At 67.3% G+C, this 25,047-nt stretch carries 21 protein-coding genes; 10 read left to right on the top strand and 11 right to left on the bottom strand.

Annotation, left to right across the window (positions count from 1 at the left end):
* Positions 1-279: 279 nt before the first annotated feature.
* Positions 280-963, bottom strand: coding sequence for an energy transducer TonB (locus LRH25_RS24530; RefSeq protein WP_231012689.1), 684 nt, complete (start codon positions 961-963; stop codon positions 280-282).
* 5 nt (positions 964-968) lie between these two features.
* Positions 969-1,718 carry a GntR family transcriptional regulator gene (locus LRH25_RS24525; RefSeq protein WP_141288768.1) on the bottom strand — a complete coding sequence of 250 codons (750 nt, stop codon included), beginning with the start codon at positions 1,716-1,718 and terminating at the stop codon, positions 969-971.
* Positions 1,719-1,988: 270 nt separating this feature from the next.
* Between LRH25_RS24525 and LRH25_RS24520 the strand changes: the two genes are divergently transcribed.
* Positions 1,989-4,667 carry a TonB-dependent receptor gene (locus tag LRH25_RS24520; protein WP_141288770.1) on the top strand — a complete coding sequence of 893 codons (2,679 nt, stop codon included), beginning with the start codon at positions 1,989-1,991 and terminating at the stop codon, positions 4,665-4,667.
* A gap of 221 nt (positions 4,668-4,888) precedes the next feature.
* Positions 4,889-5,917 carry a glycoside hydrolase family 18 protein gene (locus tag LRH25_RS24515; RefSeq protein ID WP_141288772.1) on the top strand — a complete coding sequence of 343 codons (1,029 nt, stop codon included), beginning with the start codon at positions 4,889-4,891 and terminating at the stop codon, positions 5,915-5,917.
* A gap of 11 nt (positions 5,918-5,928) precedes the next feature.
* Here LRH25_RS24515 and LRH25_RS24510 read toward each other — a convergent pair whose 3' ends face one another.
* Together LRH25_RS24510 and LRH25_RS24505 are read right to left on the bottom strand one after the other, a co-directional pair.
* Positions 5,929-6,606, bottom strand: a complete 678-nt coding sequence (locus LRH25_RS24510) for a glutathione S-transferase family protein (protein WP_141288774.1) — start codon at positions 6,604-6,606, stop codon at positions 5,929-5,931.
* A gap of 25 nt (positions 6,607-6,631) precedes the next feature.
* Positions 6,632-7,903 (bottom strand): TIGR03862 family flavoprotein, encoded by a 1,272-nt coding sequence (locus LRH25_RS24505; RefSeq protein ID WP_231012688.1) that lies wholly within the window; start codon positions 7,901-7,903, stop codon positions 6,632-6,634.
* Between the two features lie 74 nt (positions 7,904-7,977).
* Here LRH25_RS24505 and LRH25_RS24500 point away from each other — a divergent pair, with 74 nt between their 5' ends.
* A complete protein-coding gene (locus tag LRH25_RS24500) occupies positions 7,978-9,306 on the top strand; it encodes a sensor domain-containing diguanylate cyclase (protein WP_231012687.1) in 1,329 nt (442 codons plus the stop codon).
* 131 nt (positions 9,307-9,437) lie between these two features.
* Complete coding sequence (locus tag LRH25_RS24495; RefSeq protein ID WP_231012669.1) at positions 9,438-11,543, top strand: aminotransferase class V-fold PLP-dependent enzyme; 2,106 nt, start codon at positions 9,438-9,440, stop codon at positions 11,541-11,543.
* 177 nt (positions 11,544-11,720) lie between these two features.
* Here LRH25_RS24495 and iolG read toward each other — a convergent pair whose 3' ends face one another.
* Positions 11,721-12,731 carry an inositol 2-dehydrogenase gene (gene iolG, locus LRH25_RS24490; RefSeq protein WP_141288635.1) on the bottom strand — a complete coding sequence of 337 codons (1,011 nt, stop codon included), beginning with the start codon at positions 12,729-12,731 and terminating at the stop codon, positions 11,721-11,723.
* 47 nt (positions 12,732-12,778) lie between these two features.
* A complete protein-coding gene (locus tag LRH25_RS24485) occupies positions 12,779-13,561 on the bottom strand; it encodes a TIM barrel protein (protein ID WP_141288640.1) in 783 nt (260 codons plus the stop codon).
* A 345-nt stretch (positions 13,562-13,906) separates the two neighbouring features.
* Here LRH25_RS24485 and LRH25_RS24480 point away from each other — a divergent pair, with 345 nt between their 5' ends.
* The 4 genes from LRH25_RS24480 (at position 13,907) to LRH25_RS24465 (ending at position 17,983) form a co-directional block, all read left to right on the top strand.
* The gene (locus tag LRH25_RS24480) at positions 13,907-14,845 is read left to right on the top strand and encodes a sugar ABC transporter substrate-binding protein (protein ID WP_141288636.1); all 939 of its coding nucleotides are present in this window, start codon (positions 13,907-13,909) and stop codon (positions 14,843-14,845) included.
* Between the two features lie 126 nt (positions 14,846-14,971).
* Positions 14,972-16,096 carry an ABC transporter permease gene (locus tag LRH25_RS24475; RefSeq protein WP_141288637.1) on the top strand — a complete coding sequence of 375 codons (1,125 nt, stop codon included), beginning with the start codon at positions 14,972-14,974 and terminating at the stop codon, positions 16,094-16,096.
* Between the two features lies 1 nt (position 16,097).
* A complete protein-coding gene (locus tag LRH25_RS24470; protein ID WP_141288638.1) occupies positions 16,098-16,886 on the top strand; it encodes an ATP-binding cassette domain-containing protein in 789 nt (262 codons plus the stop codon).
* Positions 16,887-16,948: 62 nt separating this feature from the next.
* Positions 16,949-17,983, top strand: a complete 1,035-nt coding sequence (locus tag LRH25_RS24465) for a LacI family DNA-binding transcriptional regulator (RefSeq protein ID WP_141288639.1) — start codon at positions 16,949-16,951, stop codon at positions 17,981-17,983.
* Positions 17,984-18,108: 125 nt separating this feature from the next.
* Here LRH25_RS24465 and LRH25_RS24460 read toward each other — a convergent pair whose 3' ends face one another.
* Positions 18,109-18,504 carry a DUF2917 domain-containing protein gene (locus LRH25_RS24460; protein WP_231012668.1) on the bottom strand — a complete coding sequence of 132 codons (396 nt, stop codon included), beginning with the start codon at positions 18,502-18,504 and terminating at the stop codon, positions 18,109-18,111.
* A 153-nt stretch (positions 18,505-18,657) separates the two neighbouring features.
* Here LRH25_RS24460 and LRH25_RS24455 point away from each other — a divergent pair, with 153 nt between their 5' ends.
* Together LRH25_RS24455 and LRH25_RS24450 are read left to right on the top strand one after the other, a co-directional pair.
* The gene (locus tag LRH25_RS24455) at positions 18,658-20,166 is read left to right on the top strand and encodes an aminotransferase-like domain-containing protein (protein ID WP_231012666.1); all 1,509 of its coding nucleotides are present in this window, start codon (positions 18,658-18,660) and stop codon (positions 20,164-20,166) included.
* Positions 20,167-20,168: 2 nt separating this feature from the next.
* The gene (locus LRH25_RS24450; RefSeq protein WP_141286671.1) at positions 20,169-20,579 is read left to right on the top strand and encodes a PPC domain-containing DNA-binding protein; all 411 of its coding nucleotides are present in this window, start codon (positions 20,169-20,171) and stop codon (positions 20,577-20,579) included.
* Between the two features lie 22 nt (positions 20,580-20,601).
* Here LRH25_RS24450 and urtE read toward each other — a convergent pair whose 3' ends face one another.
* Genes urtE through urtB form a run of 4 tightly spaced genes read right to left on the bottom strand, consistent with a single transcriptional unit; the run spans position 20,602 to position 24,983 of the window.
* Positions 20,602-21,294 (bottom strand): urea ABC transporter ATP-binding subunit UrtE, encoded by a 693-nt coding sequence (gene urtE / locus LRH25_RS24445; RefSeq protein WP_141286673.1) that lies wholly within the window; start codon positions 21,292-21,294, stop codon positions 20,602-20,604.
* Between the two features lie 3 nt (positions 21,295-21,297).
* On the bottom strand, positions 21,298-22,176 hold the full coding sequence (urtD, locus tag LRH25_RS24440; RefSeq protein ID WP_141286675.1) for an urea ABC transporter ATP-binding protein UrtD: 879 nt from the start codon (positions 22,174-22,176) through the stop codon (positions 21,298-21,300).
* Complete coding sequence (gene urtC / locus LRH25_RS24435) at positions 22,173-23,363, bottom strand: urea ABC transporter permease subunit UrtC (RefSeq protein WP_141286677.1); 1,191 nt, start codon at positions 23,361-23,363, stop codon at positions 22,173-22,175. The genes urtD and urtC overlap by 4 nt, the downstream gene beginning before the upstream one ends.
* Positions 23,364-23,399: 36 nt before the next feature.
* Positions 23,400-24,983: an urea ABC transporter permease subunit UrtB gene (gene urtB / locus LRH25_RS24430; protein WP_141286680.1), complete on the bottom strand. Its 1,584-nt coding sequence runs from the start codon at positions 24,981-24,983 to the stop codon at positions 23,400-23,402.
* Positions 24,984-25,047 lie beyond the last annotated feature (64 nt).

The following is a 25,047-nucleotide window of genomic DNA, read 5'->3' as shown; positions in this document are numbered from 1 at the left end:
GACCGGGGCCGGAGCCGGGTCGGTCGAAGCGGTGGCAGCAGGGGCAGAGGCTTCCTGGGCGAGGGCGGCTTGCGGCAGCAGGGTGGCAATGCCAGCCAGGCCGACCAGGCCGGCCGTGGCGAGGGTGACCGCCAGCAGCGGCGCGCGCAGTTGTTTCAGAAAGGACATGGACTCACTCCAGGACAGGCAAAGAGAGGGACAAGGCGGTCGAAATGCCGCCTGCGAACGGGAGAAACAGGGACAGGAAAAAGAGGGCCGGTCAGCCAGGACCGGCCGGGCTCATTCGAGCTTCCAGAGGTACTCGACCTCGAAGGTGCCACCGGCCGGCTGGCCGTTTTCGTCGACGCCGGCCTTAAACGTGCAGCCGCTGAGCTTGTCGAGCGCAATGCGGTCCAGCAGCCGGTGTTCGCGGCTCGGGCCGGCAGACTTGACGACGTCGGCCTTGGCCAGTTGGCCCGCGGCGTCCACAGTGAAGCGCACACGGGTGGTGCCGGTGGCTTCGGCGCGGCTGGCAGCAGCCGGGTAGTCGGCCCCTGCCGGTGCGCAAGCAGAAATGTTGCCGATGGCCGGGCGGGCGGCCACCCGCGGCGGCGCAGGTGGGGCCGGCGGCGCGGGCGCCGGTGCCAGTGTCACCGGGCCGGGCGGCGGCTGCACCGGCGTCGTGCTGATGCTTTGCTGCACGGGCTGCGGCACCACCGGCACCTCAGGCATCGGTGCAAACGACTGCGGCGGGGGTGGCGTCTTCGGTTGTGGCAACTGCGGCGGAGGGGGCGGCGGAGGCGGTGGCTGGATCTCCTTGAAAAGCTGGACATCCACCGGCGGCTTCAGCACGTCGACCACCACCTGGCCCAGGCCATTCAGCAGCGCGTAGCCCAGCACCACGTGCAGACCGGCAACGACCGCCAGGCCGGTGTAGCTGCGTTGACCCGACTTCTGCGGGTCCTCTGAAAAAACCATGGACATGAGGGTCAGCCTTGTGTGTTGAGCTCGGCGATGAAGTCGTAGGTGTCGCCGCGGTAGAAGGATTGAGACAACTCGATGGCCCGGCCGTCGCGCAGGTAGCCCAGGCGCTCGACCAGCAGACCGGCATCGCCAGGCTGGGCCTGCAGCAGCCCGGCCTGCTCATCGTTGAGCAGCAATGCACGCAAACGCTGCAGCGCGCGCACCGGTCTGTGGCCTGCGGCCTCCAATGCGTCGTAAAGCGAGTTTTGTACCGACGCCAGAGAAGGCAGCGCCGAGGCCAGCACGGTGGCGTATTCCAGCGCCATCGGCGCGTTGTCGGCATAGCGCAGGCGGTGGAGGCGGAACACCGTGGTGCCCGGGCTCAGCGCCATCTTCAGCGCCTCTTCCGGCGAGACCGTGCCCTCGGTGCGGCGCAGCCACTCGCTGCGCGGCGTGCGGCCGCGGGCGCGCATGTCCTCCGAAAAGGAGGTGAGCTTGGAGAAGTTCTTGTCGATGCGGGCACTGACGAAGTTGCCAGAGCCCTGCCGGCTCACCAGCAGGCCTTCGCCGGCCAGCCCGTCAATGGCCTTGCGCACGGTGATGCGCGAGACGCCCAGCTCGGCCGCCAGCTGGCGCTCCGAAGGCAGCGCGTCGTCCGGGCTCAGCACATGCTGCTCGATCGCGTCGCGCAGCGCGCGCTGCAGCTGCTGATAAAGAGGCTGGCTGCTGCTCGCATCCAGCAAGGGCAGCAGGCGTTCGGCCAGGGTCGGGCTCATCGGTCAGCACATCTCCGTATCGGTCAGCTGGGAAGTGTAGCGAGGGCAGTGATCACGAGCTCAAAATAGTACCACTACAGTACCAGATGATGCCAGTGGATGTGCCCTGGTTGACGCGCATCGGTCCGGACGAAATCCAAGTCTCCCTATGAAGATGGCGGGAAAGATACGGATCAGGGTCTTCCTCAGTGAAAAGTGGTAGCAAATTGGTTTTGTTTGGTAGTACATTGGTACTCATCAATTGACCCGCCCCACACAACAGAGGAGTCCATGAAACTGCAACTCAACCCTGTCGCCGCCGCCGCACTGTTTGTGGTGAGCACGGCTGCCCTGTCCCAGACCGCGCCAGCCCCGGCCGCCGCTGCCAGCGCGCCGGACGACGGCGTGCAACAGGTCGAGGTCACCGGCATTCGCGCGTCCATGCAGCAGTCCCTGCAAAGCAAGCGCAATTCCAGCTCCCGCGTGGAAGTCATCACCGCGGAAGATGTGGGCAAGATGCCGGACAAGAACGTGGCCGATTCGCTGCAGCGCATTCCGGGGGTCACGACCACCAGCGCCGGCTCGGCCGAAGGCTCTTTCGGCGAAAACGAACATGTGCAGCTGCGCGGCCTGAGCTCGCAGCTCACGCTGACCACGCTGAACGGCCACCTGGTCTCCACCGGTGACTGGTACGGCCCGAACATCGCCGCCGGCGGCCGCAGTGTCACCTTCACGCTGCTGCCGTCCGACCTGATCGGCAAGGTCACGGTCAACAAGTCCTCGCGTGCGGACCTGCCCGAAGGCGGCGCCGCAGGCACGGTGGACATCGACACCCGCCATCCGCTGGACTTCAAGAAGACGCTCTCGGGCGTGGCATCGCTGGAGGCCGCCCATTCCGACGCCGCGAAGAAGACCGACCCGTCGCTCAGCGCGCTGATCAACTGGAAGAACAACGACAGCACCTTCGGCATCCTGGGCCAGGTGTTCTCGCAGACGCGCCACCTGCAGCGCGCCGGCTCCGAAGGCGTGTGGTGGGACAAGACACCCGCCACCTATCCGATCTCCGACCTGGCCGGCAAGAACGTCAGCTACCTGAGCGGCGCGGTGCTGTTCGAGCAGGAGCGCAAGCGCGAAGGCGGCTACCTGGAAGCGCAGTTGAAGGTGGACCCGCGGCTGAGCTTCAACCTGTCGGGCTTCTACTCGACGGTGGACGCGAAGAACTACAACACCAACTTCATGGCCGACACGGTGAACCCGTTCAACGGACCGGGCTGGAACGGCAAGACCGGCACGCCCACCGGCGACTACACGGTCACCAACGGCACCATCAGCAGCGTCTTCTTCGGCAAGGACGCCTTTGCCAACAACGGCGGCTCGGCCGGCGCCTTCTCGGCGGTGGAAGACGTGGCGATCCGGCCCGACGCCAAGACCGACTCCAAGTTCATCAACCTGGACGGCAAGTGGCTGGTCTCCGACAAGCTCACGCTGACCAGCAAGATCGGCACGACCAATGGCGGCGCGCGCACCAAGGACGTGGGCTTCGAAGTCTGGAGCGGCTGGGACCAGGGCACCGGCTACACGGTCAACAAGGACGGCATCCTGATCCTGAACGTGCCGGGCGGTGACACCCTGACCAAGACCGGTGCCGGCATCGGCGGCTGGGGCTCGTACACCTCATCGAGCGATCGCGAGAACTACGCCCAGCTCGACGCCACGCTGCGCCTGGACAACGACCTGGTGCACACCCTCAAGTGGGGCGCCCGCGCCACCGCGCACCGCCGCTCGCTGACCAAGCTGGGCATGACGCTGGCCGCTGGTGCCGCGAGCGAAGACCTGATCACGGACGACGCCATCACCCACTATTCCGCCAACTGGTACGGCGGCCTGCCGGTCAACCCGACGCCAGGCTTCAGCCCCTGGAAGATCAGGAACGACTTCGTGGTGGACTGGATGAACCAGTACGCCACCTTTACCACCCACGCCACGCAGCAGGAATTCGACATCAAGGAGAAGACCGGTGCCGGCTACGTGATGGCTGAGTTCTCGCCGACGGACAAGGTCAGCGGCGACTTCGGCGTGCGCGTGGTGCGCACCAATGAGGACATCGACGCCTTCCTGCCCGGCGGCGCGCCCAACTACAAGAAGAGCTTCACCGACGTGCTGCCCAGCCTGAACCTGCGTGCTGACCTGGCCAAGGACCTGGTGGGCCGCCTGGCGCTGAACCGCGGCCTTTCGCGGCCGGACTTCGGCCAGCTGGCCGGCAATGACCTGCGCGACCTGCAGCACAACGGCGTGGGCAGCAACCCGTACCTGGACCCGATCCGCAGCAACAACCTGGACCTGTCGGCCGAGTGGTACTTCGGACCCAAGTCGCTGCTGGCCGTGGGCTTCTTCGCCAGCAAGCTGGACGGCGTGATCGCCTACGGCCACCAGCAGCTGGAATACCAGAACGCGTCGAACGGCAACGCCGTGGAGGTGTACGACATCTCCAGCCCGGTCAACACCCAGGGCCGTGTCACCGGCTTCGAGCTGGCCTTCCAGCACACGCTGGGCCTGGGCTTCGGCGTGGACCTGAACTACACCCGCTCGAACGGCAAGCAGACCGAGAAGCTCGCCACCGGCACCTGCAACGGCTCGGCCACCGAGGACTGCACGCTGTACGGCACCTCGAAGGACGTCTACAACATCGGCGCCTTCTACGAGAACGACAGCTTCAGCGCCCGCCTGGCCTACAGCCACCGCTCGACCTACAAGCTGGGCAACCGCGGCGGCGCCGACTACTTCCAGAATGGCAACGGCCAGCTGAACCTGGCGCTGAACTACAACGTCAACGACATGTTCGCGCTGACCTTCGAAGCCCAGAACCTGACCGACCCGCTGCTGAAGGTCTACAAGACCGACACGACCCAGGTCGCCGGCGTCTACAAGGCTGGCAAGATGTACTTCGGCGGCGTGCGCGTGAAGTTCTGAACGAGGCCCCGAGGGCCGGGCGGCGGCTTTCTATTGAGGCTTCCCTTATTCGAGGCGGTCTTGAATCCGTTCGCACTGAGCCTGTCGAAGTGCCTGCGTCGACGTACGCGCCGGCTTCGACAGGCTCAGCCCGAACGGGGGGGCTATGTCAGGAATTTCGAAAACATCAATAAGCCTGCCGCCCTCTTTCATGGGCACCAATTCAGGCACCCCAATCCGTGATGCCCTATCGCTCCCTGCTGCCAGCTGCCATCCTGATTCTCAGTGCCTTGGCCGGCTGCGCCACGCCGCCGTCGCCCGCTGGCCAGCCACCACTGCGCTACGTGCCCTACCTGCACATCGTCCAGGGCCTGGACCCGGCCACGCACAGGCTGCGCAGCGTGGCCGGCGAACAGCCGCCAGCGCCCCTGGTGCAGGCCGGCCGCAATGCACTGCCGGGCCGGCCGCGCGAGGTCGTGTGGGCCTTTGCCAGCGGCGAATGCGGCGCCGAAGATTGGGGCCCGGGCATTGACGCGACCCAACTGGTCGCGGCCAACGCCCCGGCCTTTGCGCAAGCCGGGATGCGCTACCGCATCTCGACCGGCGGCCAGGCCGGCGTGTTCACCTGCGCCAGCGAAGCCGGCATGCAGGGCTTCGTACAGCGCTACGCCAGCCCGGCGCTCGCGGGCTTCGACTTCGACATCGAAGGCAGCCAGACGGACCAGCAACTCGAGGGCCTGGTGCGCACCGCAGCCGCTTCGGCGCGCGCCCACCCCGAATGGCAGTACAGCTTCACGCTGGCCACGCTGGCGGGCAGCGACGTGCGCGGCGCCAACGTGAACGCCACCGGCGCGAAGGTCGTCGCCGCACTGCAACGGCATCACTTCGACACGGCGGTCGTCAACCTGATGGTGATGGACTTCGGACCGGCGAGTGCGGCGAGCTGCGTGCTGCGTGCCAGCGACGGCCGCTGCGACATGGGCCGCTCAGGCTTGCAGGCCGCGCTGAACCTGCAGCGCGAGTTCGGCGTGCCGCTGTCGCGCATTGCGTTGACGGCGATGCTGGGCGTCAACGACGTGACCGAAAACGTGTTCACACCGGAAGACGCGGCGCTGCTGCTGGCCGATGCCCGCACGCATGGGCTGGCGGGGGTGTACTACTGGTCGCTGGAGCGGGACGCGCCCTGCCCCGGTGGCGCGACCGAGGTCTCGTCGAAGTGCCACTCACTGCCAGGCGTGCCGGCAGGCGCTTTCGGGAAGATCGGTTTCTGAACCAACCGGGTTCAGTCCTTGGCATAGTCGTAAGGCCCGCCCTTTTCCAGCGCCCGCTTGTACGCCGGCCGCTGGTGAATGCGGTGCAGCCAGTCCATCAGCTTGGGCCGGCTCGCATCCAGCCCGGCGCGCTGCGCCGCAGCCTCCAGCGGAAAGCTCATCTGGATGTCGGCAGCGGTGAAGTCCGCACCCGCAAACCAGGGCCGCTGCCACAGCTCGGCTTCCATGAAGTCCAGCTGGGACTTGATGTTCGGCTCGACCATCAACGTCAACACCTTCTGCGCAATGCCACGGGCGATGGGCTTGACGAAAAAAGGCATAGGCGCGGTCTGGATGCGGCCGAAGATCAGCTTCAGCAACAGCGGCGGCATCGCCGAGCCTTCGGCGAAGTGCAGCCAGTAGGTGCAGCGCTGGCCCTCGGGGGTGGCAATCGGCGGGCGCAAGCCACTGGTGGCGCCGTAGGTGGCCAGCAGGTATTCGATGATTGCGCCGCTTTCGGCCATGGTCGCGTCGCCATCGGTGATGACCGGCGACTTGCCCAAAGGGTGCACCTTGTTCAGCTCCGGCGGCGCCAGCATCGTCTGCGGGTTGCGCTCGTAGCGCTTGACCTCGTACGGCAGGCCCAGCTCTTCCAGCAGCCACAGGATGCGCTGCGAGCGCGAGTTGTTCAGGTGGTGGACGACGATCATCGGCACGGTCTCCTCTTCTTGATTCTCAAACCTGGCGGCCGAGCCAGCCCAGCACACCTTGCGCCGCGACCTTGCCGCTGGCCATCGCCGCCGTCAGCAGGTAGCCACCGGTCGGCGCTTCCCAGTCCAGCATCTCACCGGCGCCAAACCAGCCGGGGTGCTGCTCCAGCATCAGCTGCGGCGTCAGCCCGGACAGCGCCAGCCCGCCCGCGCTGCTGATGGCTTCGTCCAGCGGCCGCGGCGCGGTCAAGGTCACAGGCAGCGCCTTGATGCGGCCAGCCAGCCAGGCTGCGTCGCGCGAGAGGTCCTGCCACTGCTCGGCCGACACGCCCTCGCGCAACAGCCCTGCCTTCGCGCCGGACACACCCGCCTGCTCCTTCAGGTGATTGGCCAGCGAGCGCGTGCCTCGACCGCGCGACAGCGCCGTGACCAGCTCGTCCAGGCTGCGCTGGGGCATGAGGTCCAGCGCCAGCGTGGCGCTGCCGCTCGCAGCAATCTCGTCACGCAGCAAGGCGGACGCGGCGTACACCAGCGAGCCTTCCAGGCCGCCCGCGGTCAACACGCATTCGCCCAGCCGCTCGAAACGTCGGCCGGCGCTGCCTTCGAACAGCAGGCGCACGTTTTTCAGCGGCGCGCCGGCATGGCGCTCGGCCAGGTGCGGGCTCCAGGCCACGTCGAAGCCGCAATTGGCCGGCCGCAAGGGCTGCACCGGCACGCCTGCCGCCTGCAGTGGCGCCACCCAGGCCCCGTCCGAGCCCAGCCGCGCCCAGCTGCCGCCGCCCAGCGCCAGCACCACGGCGTCTGCCTGATGACTGACGGGGCCAAGCGGGCCATCAAAGCGCAGCGGTTGCGCCAGCGCCGGCTGCCAGCGGTGCCGCATGTGGAACACCACGCCCGCCACGCGCAGCCGGTGCAGCCAGGCGCGCAGCAGCGGCGCCGCCTTCATCTCCTTGGGAAACACCCGGTTGGAGCTGCCGACAAAGGTCTCGATGCCCAGGCCGGCGGCCCAATCGCGCAGGGCCTGGGGCGACAGCTGCTGCAGCCACTCGCCCACCTGGGGCGCGGCCTCGCCATAGCGGCTGACAAAGCCGGCCAGCGGCTCGCCGTGCGTCAGGTTCAGCCCGCCCTTGCCGGCCAGCAGGAACTTGCGGCCCACCGAGGGCATGGCATCGAACAGGTCGACCTGCAGGCCGGCGGCGGCCAGCACTTCGGCGGCCATCAGGCCGGCGGGACCGCCGCCGATCACCGCGACACGCGGCGTTTCGCCGGGCACGGCGGTGTGAGAAGCATCATTCATGGGTGTTGCAGTCTATGTCAGTGGCACCTCCGGCCTGCGCATAATCGGCCCACCGGCGCCCGCCACTGGACCCCATGACGCCCTGCCTGTTCCTGCTCAGCGACCATGCCTGCCCTGCCCTGCTGCATCCGCAGCTGGTCTGGCACCTGCGCTGGCGAGACCTGCTGGCCAACCCGGAGCTCTTGTCCGAGCTGGTGCAGCGCTGGCATGCCCAGCCGCCCGGCGAAGCCTTCTGGGTGCTGGACCTGCCGGACAACCAGCCCGCGCCGCTGCTGGATGCCCTGCGTGCCCCTGGACTGGACCTGTCGCCCTGGCTGCTCTGGCTGCCCAACGACGGCCAGCCCGACCGAGAAGCGCAGATGGCCCGCGCCTGGGCCGCCGGTGCCTGGGACGTGCTGGACGAGGCCGAGCCGCAGGCCATCACGCGCACGCTGCACCGGTTGCTGATCCAGGCCCGGGCCCAGAGCGGCCCGGCCGCCAGGCTGCGCCACCTGCGCAGCGAATTGCAGGCCTTGCGCGCCAGCCTGGACAACCTGCCCGCGCCCATCTTCATCAAGAACGCCGCCGGCCTCTACACCGAGTGCAACCAGGCCTTCCTGGACTACCTCGGGCTGACGCGCGAACAGGTCATCGGCCGCACCGTCTATGAAGTGGCGCCGCCGGCCCAGGCGGCTACCTACGCCGAGGCCGACCGCCAGCTGCTGGCCGTCGGCACGCGGCAGATCTACGAAGCCCAGGTGCGCTGGGCCGACGGCAACCTGCGCGAGGTGATGTTCCACAAGGCCGTCTACCGCGACGAATTCGGCCGCCCGGCCGGCCAGGCCGGCGCGATGTTCGACATCACCGAGCGCCGCCAGCTGGAGCACCGCCTGCGCCACCTGGCCGGCACCGACGTGCTGACCGGCCTGCACAACCGCCGCAGCTTCATCGAGCAGGCCGGCCAGCGCCTGCGCGACGCCTGCCAGCGCGGCCAGCCCATGGCCCTGCTGCTGCTGGACGTGGACCACTTCAAACAGGTCAATGACGAACACGGCCATGCCGCGGGCGATGCCATGCTGTGCCACCTGACGCAGCTGGTCCGCGCCACGCTGCGGGCAGACGACATCTTCGCCCGCGTCGGCGGCGACGAATTCGCCGTCGTGCTCGACGGGCCGGAACACGCGGCCAGCCTGGCCCAGCGCCTGCCGCTGCTGTTCGATGAACATCCGCTGAAGCTTGGCGAGCGCCAGCTGCCCTGCCGCATCAGCCTGGGCGCAGCACTCATCCGCCCCGAACTGCACACGGTGGACAGCGCGCTGAACCAGGCCGACCTGGCGCTTTACGAAGCCAAGCGCCAGGGCCGCAACCGCGCGGTGCTGATCGACACGCACGCCGCCGACGATGCCGGGCCGCCCCTCGGCTGAAAAACCGTCAGGCCTGCACAAACCGCGGCCCACCATGCGGGATTCACGCAAGGCACGGGCAGGGACAGCCACTACCATTGCCCCCATCTGCGTTTTCCTGAGGGCCGCCGGCGATCCCGAGGCCTGCCGCCATGGACATCTACCTCGACGCCAATGCCACCACGCCGGTGCTGGCCCAAGCCCGCCATGCCGCCATCCAGGCGATGGTCGACGACTACGGCAACCCCAGCTCCATCCACAGCACCGGCCTGAAGGCCAAGTCCCTGATCGACGGCGTGCGTGCGCTGGCCCGCCGCCTGCTCGGCGCGGGTGACGGCCAGCTGCTGTTCACCAGCGGCGCGACCGAAGGCATCCAGACCGCCGTGCTGTCCAGCCTGGGCGCGCTGCGCGAACGCCGCGAGCGCGGCGAAGCCATCGGCAGCCTGCTGCTGTACGGCGCCACCGAACACAAGGCCGTGCCCGAGGCGCTGAAACACTGGAACCGGCTGCTCGGCCTGGGCCTGCAGGTGCAGGCGATTCCGGTGGGCACCGACGGGCTGCACGACCTGGCCTGGCTGGCCGAACATGCGGCGGATGCCGGCCTGGTCTGCACCATGGCCGCGAACAACGAGACCGGTGTGATCAGCGACCTGGACGGCATTGCCGCCACGCTGCAGGCCGCCGGCAGCCGCGCCTTCTGGATGGTGGACGGCGTGCAGGCGCTGGGCAAGCTGCCGCTGCGCCTGGCCGAGCGCCGCATCGACTACGCGCCCTTCTCGGGCCACAAGCTCTATGCGCCCAAGGGCATCGGCCTGCTCTACGTCCGGCCCGGCGCGCCCTTCACGCCGCTGCTGGCCGGCGGTGGCCAGGAAGGCAGCCTGCGCTCAGGCACCGAAAACATGTCCGGCATCGCCGCGCTGGGCGCCGTGCTGGCCGCGCTGGAAGACGGCCGCACCTTCCGCAGCGGCACGCAGCTACAGCGCTTCCGCGACCGGCTGGCCGAGGCCTTGCTCTCCGCCTTCCCCGGCCTGGTCTTCAACGCACCGCTGGCCGGCAGCCTGCCCACCACACTGAACTTCTCGGTGCCCGGCCTGCCCAGCCGGCTGCTGCTGGACCTGTTCGATGCGGCCGACGTGCGCGTGAGCGGCGGCTCGGCCTGCAGCGCCGCACAGGCCGCACCCAGCTTCGTGCTGCAGGCCATGGGCCTGCCGGACTGGCAGACCGCCAGCGCGGTGCGCCTGTCCTTTGGCCCCGCGGCAGACGAAGCCTTCATAGCCGAAGCCGTGGCCCGCATCGCCGCCTGCGGTCTGGCGCTGCGCCGCAGCTGCCTGGCTGGCCCCAGCGAAGACCCGCTGGCCAGCGATGGCGTGCTGCAGCTCAGCGCTGGTGGCGCCAGCAGCTGGCTGCTGGTCGACGGCGAACGCCGCCAGGCCTGGGTGCTGGACCCGCAGCCCGAATTCAACGAGCGCGTGGCCCGGCTGCTGCGCTGTCACAGCCTGCAGCTCACGGCCGTGCTGGACACCCGCGAACCCACACTGGCCGCCACCGCCCGCGCCGACCTGCTGCAGGCCTGCGACGCCGCCAACCTGGCGCAGCTCATCACCGAGACGGACGCCCAGGGCTGGCCCGGCAGCACGGAGGCGGTTTACACGCTGGCACCGCCCGCGAGCGCGCTGCAACTGAGCCGCCTGCAACTGCCGGCCGACGCAACGCACCCGGACGGCCCGCGCGCTGCGCAGCCGGTCTGGCTGCTGCAGCGCGAAGGCGCGCCGGCACTGGCCTTCGTGGGCGCGGCCGCCGAACACCCGGCGCTGGCGCAGCTGCTGCCGGCCGGCACGCTGCTGTGCAGCGACGCGCCCGGCCCCGCCGCGCTGCGCCGCGTGGCCACCACCAGCGAAGCTGCGGGCGAGCCGGCCATCTCGCCGGCCACGCTGGCCGCCTTCGTGCGCAGCCAGCCCGGGCTGCGCCTGGTGGACGTGCGCGAGCCCTACGAGCAGCTGCTGAGCGACATGCCCGCGCTGCACGGTGCCGAGCTGCAGGCACTGCCGCTGTCACGCCTGGCGGACCCGGCGCAGGGCGCGCCGGCCTGGCTGGCCGAACCCGGCCGGCCGCTGCTGTTCTTCTGCCGCAGCGGCGGCCGCAGCCAGCAGGCCGCGCAAACGCTGCGCCGCCTGGGCCACCCGGCCGCCTGGACGCTGGAAGGCGGCCTGGCCATGTGGCAGTCCCAGGGCGAGCCGGTGTTCATGCCGGCCATTTGAAGTCAGACATCTTGGGCAAGCCCGTGAATGATGACGCCACAGTGGGATTGCAAGCCAAACCCAATCCCCTTGGCGCCACCCAAGGCCAGGAACGGCGCCATGGTCACTTCAACGCGGGGCGGGCGGCCCGCGACCGCTAACCCATCGAACGCGGTCCGACCACAGCCGTGCGACGCGTCAAGATGCCACGGGGCGACCGTTGGCAAGCCTGACAGTCCTACCACTAGATGCCGACAGCGTGGCGGCCTCCGCCACCGCGAGCGCGTTGACGCCATCCTGCAGCGTGACCGGCATGGCCGTGCCTTGCGCCACTGCTTGTACGAAGGCGCGCCATTCGGCCTCGTAAGCGCGCATATAGCGCTCGAGGAAGAAGAATTCAGGCTTGGCGCTCAGGGCGCCGGCTGTGGTCGTCTTGGCGACGGTGTTCTCCAGCATGTTGCCGGCTTGCAGCAAGCCAGTTGCACCCAGCAGCTCCAGGCGCTGGTCGTAGCCGTAGACGGCGCGGCGGCTGTTCTTGATCACCGCGATGCGCCCATCGGCAAAGCGGAGCGTGGTGACAGCGGTGTCGACATCACCGGCCGCGCCGATGGCTGGATCGACGATGCTGCTGCCGACCGCCGTCACTTCGACCGGTACGCCGCCGAAGATCCAGCACGCCATGTCGAAATCGTGAATGGCCATGTCACGGAACAAGCCCCCCGACACCTTGATGTAGCTGACCGGCGGCGGTGACGGGTCGAACGAAGTGATCGACAGCAGCTCGCCCGCGCCGATTTCGCCCGCGTCGAGCGCATGCCTCACTGCTGCGAAGTTCGGATCGAAGCGGCGGTTGAAGCCGATCATCACAGGGCGCCCATGGCGTGCGGCAACCGCCTGGCAGGCCAGCGCGCGTTCGAGGTTCAAGTCCACAGGCTTCTCGCACAGCACGGCCTTGCCCGCAGCGGTGGCCGCCTCGATCAGACCGGCGTGTGTGTCGGTCGATGTGGCGATCAGAACGGCGTCAATGTTGCGGTCCTGAATGATGTCATCGACCGTGCGGGCCCGCGCGCCGTATTCCGCGGCGAGCTTTTCGGCGGCCGGGTGGTTGACGTCGGCAATCGCAACCAGCTTGCTGGCCGTGTTGGCAACGATGCTCTTGGCGTGAACGTTGCCGATGCGACCAGCGCCCAGCAGTCCGACTTTGATCATGGTGTCGTCTCTTTCGATGGTGATTGGGTGGATGCGATGCCGGTCCGTCAGACCGTGAACGCGGAACGGAAAGCTTCGAGGCCAGCGTCGGCGTCGCCGGAAGCGAACGCCTCCATGCAGACGGTGCCGCGGTAGCCCATGCGCTTGAGGGCGCGTGCCACGCCGGCGTAATTGATCTCGCCGGTGCCCGGCTCCTGGCGACCGGGCACATCGGCCACCTGCACCTCTCCGATCCAGGGCAGGCAGCGGCGGCAGAGTTCGATCAGGTTGCCCTCGCCGATCTGCGCGTGATAGAGGTCCAGGTTCAACCTCAGACCGGGGCGATTGATGGCAGACACCAGCGCCAGCGTGTCTTCCGCCTTCGCAAAGGGAACGCCTGGGTGGTCTACGGCGAGGTTGAGGTTTTCGATCATGAAGGTGACGCTGTGCTGCTCAGCCAGATCGGCGATGCGGTTGAGCGTCTCGCGCGCCTTCAGCCACATCGCGCCGGTCATCGTTTCGCAAGGCGTGACCGGCAGGCCACGGTCGCCAAGTCCGGTGCCGTGCAGGTTCAGCCGCGCCACGTTCAGACGCTTGCTGACCTGAATTGCTTCGGCCGCGGTCGACAGCAACTCGGCAGCGCCTTCGTCATCGGTGAGACGCCCGCGCAAATAGCCTGTCATCGACGAGAACCGCGCGCCGGACTTCTCCAGCATCGTCAGATCGTGGTTGGACCAGTTCCAGATGCCGACGTCGAAGCCCATTTCGGTGAGCCGCGACAGGCGCCAGGACATCGGCTTGTCGGGCCAAAGCATTTCGGCACAGGCGGCCAAGGCAAACGGAGCGGGCATGAGGGTGCTTTCAGGAAGTGGTGGGAGATCTGTAAGGGTCGGAGCCGGGCCCGCAGGGCCTTGGCCCTCCAAGAGAAAATTCTAAGCAATGAATGCATCCGGTTGCAATGCGCGCATCCACTCCCATTGCCAGTGTTTACCCTGTAATCTGAGGCGCAAGCTGTTGGCAACGCAGTGGAACCGCCCTCTAAGTGAAACCATTTAGAGATTCGTTTCCGGAAGCACTCTATGATTTATGCGCCCGGTTGCATCCGCCCGGTGCGGCAGCGCAGGGCGTCACGCAAGTGATCACTTGAGTTGCCAAAGCGGCTCACAGACCGTTCCTGCCCATCCCATGGAGACAACATGAAATTCCCTTTCAACACCGCGAAAAGCATTGCCGTAGCCGTAGTGGCCCTGCTGGTTTGCGCTGGCGCACACGCCCAGAACATCGCCGTGGTGACCCACGGTCAGGCCAATGACCCGTTCTGGTCGGTTGTGAAGAACGGCGTCGAAGCCGCGGCCAAAGACTCGGGCGTCAAGGTGACTTACCGAGCACCGGAGTCCTTCGACATGGTGGCCATGAGCCGCCTCATTGATGCCGCCGTCAACCAGAAGCCTGACGGTCTGGTGGTCTCTGTGCCCGACGCCTCTGCGCTCGGCGCCGCGATTCAACGTGCCGTCAAGGCAGGCATCCCGGTGATCACGATCAACGCGGGCCTCGAGTCCTCGAAAAAGCTCGGCGCCCTGCTGCACGTCGGACAGTCGGAGTACGACGCGGGCAAGTCCGCCGGCGAGAAGCTGAAAGAGATGGGTGGCAAAAACGGCATCTGCGTCAACCAGGAAGTCGGCAACGTTTCACTGGACCTGCGTTGCAAGGGCTTCGCCGATGGCTTTGCCGGCAAGACGAAGGTCGTGCCCACCGGCAATGAACCGTCCGAGGTGCGGGCCAAGGTGAAGGCCGCGCTGGATTCCGACACATCGATCGACACGATCATGGCGCTCGGTGCCGCGACCGCCGGCGAGCCGGCGGTCGCGGCGGCCAAGGACTCAGGTCGCCTGGCCAAGATCCGCATCGCGACCTTCGACCTCTCCGCTGGTTTCCTGAAGGCCATCGCCGCCAAAGAAGCCGCCTTCGCGATCGACCAGCAGCAGTTCCTGCAGGGCTACATGCCGGTGTCCTTCCTCGCGTTGCACGCCAAGTTCGGTCTGATGCCGGGTGGCAACGTGCCATCGGGTCCGAACCTGATCACATCTGAAAAAGTGTCGCAGGTGATCGAGCTGTCGGCCAAGGGCATTCGCTGAGCTGACGCATCAGACCGTCGCCACCCCGTCAAGGGAACTGGCGGCGGCAGACGCCACCTTCGGAACTCACGCCATCTTTGGCGCCACCCTCCGCTTCCATTTCTTTCGCTACCCACGGCCGACCACATGAATCCCCCAGGCATCCTCCAGTCGAGCCCCGCCGTCCCGGTCGACGAACGCATCAAACGCATCTCACCCTTGGCGAAGTTGATGCGACGACCCGAACTCGGCGCCGTCGCCGGACTGATTCTGGTGACGGGCTTCTTTCTCGCTGTCGCCGATCCGGTCATGTTCAACCTGGCCGGACTGGTGAACTTCCTGACACCGGCGGCCCAGCTCGGGATCATGGCGCTCGGCGCGTCGCTGCTGATGATCGGCGGCGAATTCGACCTGTCGATCGGCTCGATGGTCGCCTTCGCCGGGCTGATCTTCGGTGCCAGCATCACTGTGCTGCACCTTCCGCTGCTGGCGGCGGTGCCCTTGACCCTGGCGGTCGCGGGCATCATCGGCGTGGTGAACGCCGCGATCGTGATTCGCACCGGCTTGCCCAGTTTCATCGTCACGCTGGCGGCATTGTTCATCCTGCGCGGACTGAGCCTCGTGGGCCTCAAGTGGGCGACGGGTGGATCGACCCAGCTCCGAGGCATCGCCGAGGCAGTGCAAGGCCAGGCGTTCCTGGGCCTGTTCAGCGGCAAGGTCTTCGAGGGCTTGTTCGCCACATTGACCGAGCACCGTTGGCTTCCCCGCTTCGACAATGGTGAACCGATGATCACCGGCCTTCCGGTAGAGATCGTGTGGTTTGTCGGCCTCACCGCCCTCGCCACCTGGGTGCTGCTGCGCACACCCCTGGGCAACTGGATCTTTGCGACGGGCGGCGACCCGGCGGCGGCCAAGAACTCGGGGGTACCGGTGCGCCATATCCGGATCGGCTTGTTCGTCGTGGCTGCCATGTGCGCCGCGCTGGTCGCCATCATCACCGTGCTCGACAGTGGCTCCACTGACGCCCGCCGCGGCTTCCAGAAGGAATTCGAGGCCATCATCGCCGCCGTCATCGGGGGGTGCCTGTTGACAGGCGGCTACGGCTCTGCGGTCGGTGCGTTCCTTGGCTCGATCATCTTCGGCATGGTCATGATCGGGTTGACCTACACTCGCATCGACCAGGACTGGTACCTGGTCTTCCTCGGCGGCATGTTGTTGGTCGCCGTGTTGTTCAACAACAGCATCCGCAAGCGCGTGACCGGGGAACGTTGAGATGAGCCACCCAGAACATCCGCTGCTCGAGATGCGCAACATCGAAAAGCAGTTCGGCAATATTGTGGCCCTCGCTGGCGTTTCGTTCGCGGCGCATGCGGGCGAGTGCCACTGCCTGCTGGGCGACAACGGCGCGGGCAAGTCGACCTTCATCAAGACCATGTCGGGCGTGCACCCACCGACCAAAGGAACGATGCTCGTCAACGGGCAACCGGTTGTCTTCGATACCCCTCGCACGGCCATGAACGCTGGCATCGCCACGGTGTTTCAGGACCTCGCGATGATTCCGCTGATGTCGGTCACCCGCAACTTCTGGATGGGCCGCGAGCCAACCAAGGGCTGGGGTCCGTTCAAGCGTTTTGACGTCAAGTTCGCCAATGCCGTGACGATGGCCGAGATGTCGAAGATGGGAATCCGGCTGCGTGAACCTGATCAGGCGGTCGGTACCCTGTCGGGCGGCGAACGGCAGACGGTTGCGATCGCGCGCGCGGTGTACTTTGGCGCCAAGGTGCTGATCCTCGACGAGCCAACTTCGGCACTCGGTGTGCGCCAGACCGCCAGCGTGCTGGCGACGATCGACCGCGTTCGCAAGCAGGGGGTCGGCATCGTCTTCATCACGCACAACGTGCGGCATGCGATGGCGGTGGGAGACTGCTTTACGGTGTTGAACCGGGGCCGCACGCTTGGCACCGCGCGGCGCGGCGAAATCAGCGCGGAGCAGTTGCAAGACCTGATGGCCGGCCGGCAGGAAATCGCTTCGCTGGAGGGCTCGCTCGGCGGCACGGTCTGATTCGCTCGGGCGGCTGATGCCGAGTCGATAATGACAGCCCGACAAAAGCGACGCCAACGAACATGCCCCAGCACCGCCCCGTCGAGACACGCGCCAAGAAGGTTACCGCCAAGGATGTTGCCGAGAGGGCCGGTGTGGCCAAGTGGACGGTATCGCGGGCGTTTGCCGAAGGGGCTTCAGTCGCGCCGGAGGTGCGTGACCACGTCCGCAAGGTGGCGGCCGCCATGGGGTATCGGCCGAACCTGCTGGCGCGCAGCCTGACCACCCGCAGCACGAACCTCATCGGCATCCTGGTCGATGAACTGGGAAACCTGAATCAACTGCGCGTGCTGAACGAAGCCACCCGCCAGGTGCAGGCGCAGGGTTACAGCACGCTGCTGCTCAACATCAACCCCGACTATGGTCCTGCCGAGGCGCTGCGGCTGGCCGATCAATTCCAGGTCGACGGACTGATCTTCCTGGGTGCCACGTTGACGCGCCAACTGATCGAGCTGGCGCAGAACATCAAGCACATTCCGCTGGTGGTATGCCTGCGCAACAGCGGGGAGGCCGGCATCCCCTACGTCAGCACGGACGGCCACCCCGCGGGCGCAGAGATTGCGGACCTGCTGATCGAGCAAGGCTGCGAACGCATCGGCTACATGGCCGCACCGATGTCAGAGCGCACCGGACTGCGACGCCTGGAGGGTTTCAGGGACAGGCTCCAATCGCGCGGGAAGACCTTGTCGGTCGTGCTCGAAGCCAGCCATTACCGTCGCGGCGAGGGCATGAACACCATGCTGCGATACCTCGAGGCCACCCCGCGCGCCGAGAGAGTGGAGGGGCTGTTCTGCGAGAACGACATTCTGGCCATCGGCGCGATCGATGCGCTGGTCGCCACCAACAACCGCAACAAGATCGCCATCGTCGGCTTCGACGACATCGAACTTGCCAGCTCACCCAGCTTCGAGCTCACGACCTACCGGCAACCGGTGGATTTCCTGGTCAGTGAAGCCATTCGACGCATCATCGAGCCCAATGCCGAACAACTGGGCTCGTTGATGGCTCCGGGGACCTTGGTCCTGCGCAACTCGCATCGGCACACAGCGGGTCAGTAGCGCTCATGCGCAGCACGGCCAGATTGGTGTCCTGGTCGTCGTCCACCAGCGGGGCCACGGCCGGGAAAGCCCCTTTGTATTTCTTCAAGCGGATCAGCCTGCGGCGGCCCGCTTCAGTCCAACGATCACACCACGCGCCGGGCTGGCTGCCAGCCGCCGCTGCGCCACCGCCGCCAGGCTTGGCCCCAGCGCTGCCTGCGGCCCGGCGTTGGCGCTTGCACTTGCAGGCACAAGCGGGCCGCCCCGCGCCAGATGCGCGGCTCCGCCTCGACCAGCACCGTCACGCCGGCCGGCACCTCGACCTGTTCGCCTACCGACAGGAACACATCGTCCCCGCAACCCGGCCAGGTGACCCACACCGCGCCGGCCTGCACCTGCAGCCGCCACGGCGCCGCCGAGGCGCCCAGCACCGGCCCTGCCCGTCCGGCCGGGCCCAGGTGGACGAGCTGGCCCTGGGCCAGCACAAAGGACGCGCCCGGATCGACCAGGCGGAGCGAGACAGGGGCGGTGGTGGGGTTCATGGGCTCGACCTTAGGCAAGCCCGCAACCGGCGCACAGGCACAACGCGGCGGCTTGTTGCGGTACAGATGCGGTACCTCTGCTGTTCTGTACCGGTCGATCCAGCCACCCTCTGTACCGGTTCTTCACGCAAGACCGGCCGCAGAATCAAGGCCATGCCGCCCGTCGAAGCCGCCGCCACCCCGGAGCCCTCCCTGTACGCGCAACTGGCCGAGCGCATTGGCGCGCTGATTGCCAGCGGCGCGCTCAAGCGCGGCGACCGCCTGCCCTCGGTGCGCGACATGGCGCAGCAGCAAGGCGTGTCCATGGCCACCGTGCTGCAGGCCTACCGCACGCTGGAAGACCAGCGCCTGGTCGAGGCCAGGCCGCGCTCGGGTTATTTCGTCACGCTTCGGCGCACGCCCGTCGCTACCGCAGGCCGCGGCAGCCCGCCCGCCCCGCAGCCGTTGACCGAGATGACGCAGCCGCCCAACCAGTCCCAACCGGTGGAGCTGCCGGACATCGTGGACCGGGTGATGGCCGCCGCCAGCGACCCGTCCATGGTCTCCTTCGGGGCCGCCTGCCCCGGTGGCGACATGTTCCCCACGGATCGCGCGCGCCGCGCCATCACCCGCGCCGCGCAGCGCCACCACCACGCGCTGAGCCGCTACCCGTTTGCGCCCGGCACGCCTGCGCTGCGCGAGGCGATTGCCCGCCGTGCGCTGGCCATCGGCTGCCAGCTGGACCCGGCCCGCATCCTGGTGACCAACGGCTGCGTCGAGTCCATCAGCCTGTGCCTGCGCGCGGTCACCCAGCCGGGTGACACGGTGGCGCTGGAGTCGCCCACCTACTGGGGTTTCCTGCAGATCCTGCAAAGCCTGCACCTGCGAGCACTGGAGATCCCCACCGACCCGCGCACCGGCATTTCGCTGCCGGCCCTGGAACTGGCGCTGGACACGCAACCGGTGAAGGCCGTGCTGGTGGTGCCCACCTTGTCCAACCCGCTGGGCGCGACCATGCCGCTGGCCGCCCGGCGCCAACTGCTGCAACTGCTGGAAGCGCGCGACGTGCCGCTGATCGAAGACGCGCTGATCAACGACCTGGCCGGCCGCGCCGAAGGCCGCCGCGCCGTGAAGTCCTTCGACACGCGCGGCCAGGTGATGATCTGCAGCTCGTTCTCGAAGACGCTGGCGCCGGGGCTGCGGCTGGGCTGGGTCGAGGCCGGCCGCTGGTCGGCACAAGTGCAGCGCCTCAAGTCCACCCTCAGCGGCGGCCACACCGAATTGGTCGAGATCGCGATGACGGACCTGCTGAACCAGCCCGGCCACGAACCCGCGCTGCGCCAGCTGCGTGCCCTGCTCGCCAGCCGCCTGGACCAGGCCCGCCGGCTGATTGCCGCGAGCTTTCCCGCCGGCACCCGCATCACCGCCCCCGAAGGCGGCTTCACGCTGTGGCTGGAATTGCCACGGGCTGTGGACGCGGTGGCCCTGTTCCACGCCGCTTTATCCGAACAGATCTGCCTCGCCCCCGGCCCGATGTTCAGCAGCACCGGCCGCTACAGGCACTGCATCCGCCTGGGCCTGGGCCGCGCCTGGGGCACGGCCGAGCAGCAGGCACTGCAACGCGTGGGTCAGCTGGCCAGGCAGATGGCCGACGCGGCAGGCGCGGCGCCCAAGGCGGCATGACGATGCCACTGCTGCCCTTGCGCCTGCCGCCCGGTGCGGACTTGCGGGAGGCCCTGGAAGAGGCTACTCGACAACCCGGCGTGGGTTCGGCTTTCGTCGTCTCCGGCATCGGCAGCCTCACGCAGGCCAGGCTGCGCTTCGCCCAGGCGGATGTGGAGACCGTCATCGAGGGCCCGCTGGAAATCCTCAGCCTGAGCGGCAGCCTGGCAGAGAACGGCGTACACCTGCACATGGCCGTTTCGCGCGCTGACGGCAGCGTGCTGGGCGGCCATGTGGGGCACGGCTGTGCCATCCGAACCACCGCCGAAGTCTTGCTGGCGCTGCTGCCGGATTGGCAGTTGACGCGCGCGCACGACGCCGAGACTGGCTACCAGGAATTGGTGGCGATGCCGAGGCCGCCGAAACGCGGCTGAGCGACCGGTCTCATTGCGGCGTTCAGATCGACATCAGGTCCCGCACGCCGTTGGCTTCCATGTCCTCGCCCCGCCCGCGGGCGATGATTTCGCCGCGTTCCATCACCAGGTACTGGTCGGCGAGTTCGGCGGCGAAGTCGTAGAACTGCTCGACCAGCACGATGGCCATGGTCTTGCGGTCGGCCAGCATGCGGATGACGCGGCCGATGTCCTTGATGATGCTGGGCTGGATGCCTTCGGTGGGCTCGTCGAGGATCAGCAGCTTGGGGCCGGCGGCGAGCGCGCGGGCGATCGCGAGCTGCTGCTGCTGGCCGCCGGAGAGGTCGCCGCCGCGGCGGTTGATCATCTGCTTCAAGACCGGGAACAGCTCGAAGAGTTCGGGCGGAATGGCGGTGCCGGCCTTCTTGTAGGCCAGGCCCATGCGCAGGTTCTCCTCGACCGTGAGCCGGCCGAAGATCTCGCGGCCCTGCGGCACGTAACCCACGCCCTTGCGCACGCGCTCGTAGGGCGTGTCCTTGGTGATGTCCTGGCTGTCGAGCTGGATACCGCCGGTCTTGATCGGCACCACGCCCATCAGGCTTTTCAGCAGCGTGGTCTTGCCCACGCCATTGCGGCCCAGCACGACCGTGACCTCGCCGAGCTTGGCCTGGAAGCCCAGGCCGCGCAGGATGTGCGAGCCGCCGTAGTACTGATTGAGTCCGTCTACTTTCAGCATCGCTCAGCGTCCCAAATAGACTTCGACCACTTTTTCATTCGACTGCACATCGGCCAGCGTGCCTTCGGCGAGCACGCTGCCTTCGTGCAGCACCGTGACCTTCTTCCAGCCCTGCGTCAGTTCGCCGACAAACTTCATGTCGTGTTCGACGACGACCAGCGAGTGCTGGCCTTCGAGCGACAGGAAGAGTTCGGCGGTGCGTTCTGTCTCCTCGTCCGTCATGCCGGCCACCGGCTCGTCGAGCAGCAGCAGCTTGGGGTCCTGCATCAAGAGCATGCCGATCTCCAGCCACTGCTTCTGGCCATGGCTGAGCAGGCCTGCGGTGCGCTGCGCCTCGGGCAGCAGGTGAATGAGTTGCAGGATCTCGGCAATGCGGTCCAGCTGGGTGCCGGTGAGGCGCGAGAAGATGCTGGCGCGCACGCGGCGGTCGGCCTTCAGTGCCAGCTCCAGGTTCTCGAACACACTGAGCTGCTCGTAGACCGTAGGCTTCTGGAACTTGCGGCCGATGCCGATCTGCGCGATGTCGTTTTCGCGCAGGCGCAGCAGGTCGATGTTGGAGCCGAAGGAGGCCGTGCCGTGGTCCGGCCGCGTCTTGCCGGTGATGACGTCCATCATCGTCGTCTTGCCTGCCCCGTTGGGACCGATGATGCAGCGCAGCTCGCCAACGTTGATCGCCAGGCTCAGCGCATTGAGGGCCTTGAATCCGTCGAAGCTGACGGTGATCTCGTCCAGGTACAGCGCCACGCCGTGCGCAAAGTCCGGCTGGGCGCCGTGCAGCACGCGGCCGAAGGCCGCGTCACGGCCGCCGGAAGAAGCTTCCTGCAACCTGGCTTGCGCGGCGGCCAGCTGGGCGGCGCCGGCTTCCTGCAGTTCGGGGGTCATGCGCGGGCCTCCTGTGCAATCTCGGTGGCTGGGTCCGCACCTTGTTCGGCAGCCCTTGACTGCTTGAGCTTGGCCGACGTGCTGGCGCGTTCCCGCAGTTGCGCGACCAGACCGACCAGACCATTCGGCAGGAACAGCGTGACGGCGATGAACAGCGCGCCGAGGAAGTACAGCCAGAACTCCGGGAAGATCTGCGTGAATGCGCTCTTCGCGCCGTTGACGAAAAACGCGCCGACGATGGGGCCGATCAAGGTGGCCCGGCCGCCGACTGCGGCCCAGACCGCGATCTCGATCGACGAAGCCGCGCTCATCTCGCCGGGGTTGATGATGCCGACCTGCGGCACGTACAGCGCACCTGCCACGCCGCACATCATGGCCGACAGGGTCCAGATCGCGAGCTTGTAGGCCAGCGGGTCGTAGCCGGTGAACATGACGCGGGTCTCGGCGTCTCGGATGGCCTGCAGCACGCGGCCGAACTTGCTGTTGACCAGGTAGCGCGCCATGACCCAGAAGCCGATCAGCACCAGCCCGGTCAGCACGAACAGCACCATGCGGGTGGACGGCTGGGCGATGGGAATGCCGAGGATGCGCTTGAAGTCGGTGAAGCCGTTGTTGCCACCGAAGCCGGTCTCGTTGCGGAAGAACAGCAGCATGGCCGCGAAAGTCATGGCCTGCGTGATGATGGAGAAGTACACGCCCTTGATGCGCGAGCGGAAGGCGAAGAAGCCGAAGATCAGCGCCAGCACACCCGGCACCGCGACCACGCAGATCATCTGGAAGATGAACGAGTCGCTCCAGGCCCAGGCCCAGGGCAGCGCCTTCCAGTCGAGGAAGACCATGAAGTCCGGCAAGTCGCTCTTGTAGTTGCCGTCATGGCCGATCTGGCGCATCAGGTACATGCCCATCGCGTAGCCGCCGAGTGCGAAGAACAGCCCGTGGCCCAGCGACAGGATGCCGGTGTAGCCCCAGATCAGGTCCATCGCCAGCGCGCAGATGGCGTAGCACATGATCTTGCCAATCAGCGCCACCGCGTAGTCGCTGAGGTGGAACACGCTGCCCTCGGGCACCACCAGGTTCAGCAACGGCGCCAGCACCGTGACGACGATCAGCGCCAGCATCAGCCCGGTCCAACCGGCCTTGCCGAGCAGCAGCCCGCGTTTGGGAGGAGGAAGCTTCAAGGTGGTCATCTCGCTCATTCCGTTGATTCGTCGGGCATCAGGCGATCAAGCTTCAGCACTTCTGCCCTTCATTGCGAAGATGCCTTGCGGGCGCTTCTGGATGAAGACGACGATGAAGACCAGCACCATGATCTTGGCCAGCACCGCGCCGGCCCAGCCTTCGAGCAGCTTGTTCAACACGCCCAGGCCCAGGGCAGCGTAGACGGTGCCTGCCAGTTGGCCCACACCGCCGAGCACGACGACCATGAAGGAGTCGACGATGTAGCTCTGGCCCAGGTCCGGGCCGACGTTGCCGACCTGGCTCAGCGCGCAGCCGGCGAGGCCTGCGATGCCTGCCCCCAGCGAGAAGGCGTAGGTGTCGATGCGGGCGGTGTTGACGCCCATGCAGGCGGCCATGCGGCGGTTCTGCGTGACGCCGCGCACGAACAGGCCCAGCCGTGTCTTGGCGATCAGCAGCGCCACGCCGCCCAGCACCGCAAAGGCAAACACGATGATGGCCAGGCGGTTGTAGGGCAGCGTGAGGTTGCTCATCGCGGCCACGCCACCGGACATCCACGAAGGGTTCTCGACCGGCACGTTCTGCGCGCCGAACAGGCCGCGCACGCCCTGCATCAGCACCAGGCTGATGCCCCAGGTCGCCAGCAGCGTTTCCAGTGGCCGGCCATAAAGCCAGCGGATGACCAGCCGCTCCAGCACCGCGCCGACCAGCGCGGCGGCCAGGAACGAAGCCGGCACCGCGAGCAGGATGTACCAGTCGAACAGGCCCGGCAGGTAAGCCTTGAACAGGTTCTGCACCAGGTAGGTGGCATAGGCGCCGATCATCATCAGCTCGCCGTGGGCCATGTTGATCACGCCCATCAGCCCGTAGGTGATGGCCAGGCCCAGGGCCACCAGCAGCAGGATGCTGCCCAGGCTGATGCCGGTGAAGACCACGCCCAGACGCTCGCCCCAGGCAAGACGGGCCGAGACCTTGTCGACCGAGCTGAGCAAAACGCCGCGCACTTCGGCGTCGGTCTCGCCGCCATCGGCCAGGCGCGCCTGCAACAGGCTCTTGACCTGCGACATGCCGCTCTCGCCCAATGACTGGGCGGCGGCCAGGCGCTGCGCCTTGTCCGGCGAGGCGATCTGCAACGCGGCGCGCATCAGGCCCAGGCGGTCTTTCAGTGAAGCGTCGGTTTCGGCGGCCAGCGCCTTGTCGATCAACGGCAGCTGGGAAGGGTCCAGCGTGTCCTTGGCAAGTTCGGTCACCGCTTCGCGGCGCAGCGCGACATCCGGTGACAGCAATTTGAGACCCGCCTGCGCCGCCTGCAAGGCGCCGCGCATGCGGTTGTTGTTGACCACGTCTTCGGCGTCTTCCGGCAGCGTGGCGATGGCACCGGTGGCCGCATCGGTGACCTTCTCGCCGTCGACGATCAGCACCTGCGCCGGCGTGAGCTTGACGGCATCGTCCAGCAGCGCCGAAACCAGCTTGGGCAAGCCGGTATCAGCACGCGCGACAGCATCGTTCAGCGCAGCAACGCGGGCATCCGTGTCCCCCGACGAAATGGCCTTGGCCTGCTCAGTCGTGAGGGCGTGCGCAGGCAGCGCCGCAAACAACACCAGCCCGAGTCCCGCAAGAAATCGAATCATCTCGAGAACCCTCGATTGAGAAGAAACGCGGGCCGCCAACGCCGCCCGCGCCTTCAAGCAGCCG

Origin of the sequence: Ideonella azotifigens, from assembly GCF_021043325.1 — a bacterium.
Lineage (GTDB): Bacteria > Pseudomonadota > Gammaproteobacteria > Burkholderiales > Burkholderiaceae_C > Ideonella > Ideonella azotifigens.
The sequence above is the reverse complement of the archived record's forward strand: the minus strand, read 5'-3'. Positions and strand labels throughout refer to the sequence as shown.

What these genes read in the sequence shown, in the direction of transcription:
- LRH25_RS24525 (WP_141288768.1), bottom strand. Translation starts at nt 1,718, where the DNA reads ATGAGCCCGACCCTGGCCGAACGCCTGCTGCCCTTGCTGGATGCGAGC.
- LRH25_RS24520 (WP_141288770.1), top strand. Translation starts at nt 1,989, where the DNA reads ATGAAACTGCAACTCAACCCTGTCGCCGCCGCCGCACTGTTTGTGGTG.
- LRH25_RS24485 (WP_141288640.1), bottom strand. Translation starts at nt 13,561, where the DNA reads ATGCCCGCTCCGTTTGCCTTGGCCGCCTGTGCCGAAATGCTTTGGCCC.
- LRH25_RS24460 (WP_231012668.1), bottom strand. Translation starts at nt 18,504, where the DNA reads ATGAACCCCACCACCGCCCCTGTCTCGCTCCGCCTGGTCGATCCGGGC.
- urtC (WP_141286677.1), bottom strand. Translation starts at nt 23,363, where the DNA reads ATGACCACCTTGAAGCTTCCTCCTCCCAAACGCGGGCTGCTGCTCGGC.
- LRH25_RS24450 (WP_141286671.1), top strand. Translation starts at nt 20,169, where the DNA reads ATGCCACTGCTGCCCTTGCGCCTGCCGCCCGGTGCGGACTTGCGGGAG.
- urtD (WP_141286675.1), bottom strand. Translation starts at nt 22,176, where the DNA reads ATGACCCCCGAACTGCAGGAAGCCGGCGCCGCCCAGCTGGCCGCCGCG.
- LRH25_RS24480 (WP_141288636.1), top strand. Translation starts at nt 13,907, where the DNA reads ATGAAATTCCCTTTCAACACCGCGAAAAGCATTGCCGTAGCCGTAGTG.
- LRH25_RS24495 (WP_231012669.1), top strand. Translation starts at nt 9,438, where the DNA reads ATGGACATCTACCTCGACGCCAATGCCACCACGCCGGTGCTGGCCCAA.
- LRH25_RS24455 (WP_231012666.1), top strand. Translation starts at nt 18,658, where the DNA reads ATGCCGCCCGTCGAAGCCGCCGCCACCCCGGAGCCCTCCCTGTACGCG.
- LRH25_RS24530 (WP_231012689.1), bottom strand. Translation starts at nt 963, where the DNA reads ATGTCCATGGTTTTTTCAGAGGACCCGCAGAAGTCGGGTCAACGCAGC.
- urtE (WP_141286673.1), bottom strand. Translation starts at nt 21,294, where the DNA reads ATGCTGAAAGTAGACGGACTCAATCAGTACTACGGCGGCTCGCACATC.
- LRH25_RS24505 (WP_231012688.1), bottom strand. Translation starts at nt 7,903, where the DNA reads ATGAATGATGCTTCTCACACCGCCGTGCCCGGCGAAACGCCGCGTGTC.
- urtB (WP_141286680.1), bottom strand. Translation starts at nt 24,983, where the DNA reads ATGATTCGATTTCTTGCGGGACTCGGGCTGGTGTTGTTTGCGGCGCTG.
- LRH25_RS24475 (WP_141288637.1), top strand. Translation starts at nt 14,972, where the DNA reads ATGAATCCCCCAGGCATCCTCCAGTCGAGCCCCGCCGTCCCGGTCGAC.
- iolG (WP_141288635.1), bottom strand. Translation starts at nt 12,731, where the DNA reads ATGATCAAAGTCGGACTGCTGGGCGCTGGTCGCATCGGCAACGTTCAC.
- LRH25_RS24515 (WP_141288772.1), top strand. Translation starts at nt 4,889, where the DNA reads ATGCCCTATCGCTCCCTGCTGCCAGCTGCCATCCTGATTCTCAGTGCC.
- LRH25_RS24465 (WP_141288639.1), top strand. Translation starts at nt 16,949, where the DNA reads ATGCCCCAGCACCGCCCCGTCGAGACACGCGCCAAGAAGGTTACCGCC.
- LRH25_RS24470 (WP_141288638.1), top strand. Translation starts at nt 16,098, where the DNA reads ATGAGCCACCCAGAACATCCGCTGCTCGAGATGCGCAACATCGAAAAG.
- LRH25_RS24500 (WP_231012687.1), top strand. Translation starts at nt 7,978, where the DNA reads ATGACGCCCTGCCTGTTCCTGCTCAGCGACCATGCCTGCCCTGCCCTG.
- LRH25_RS24510 (WP_141288774.1), bottom strand. Translation starts at nt 6,606, where the DNA reads ATGATCGTCGTCCACCACCTGAACAACTCGCGCTCGCAGCGCATCCTG.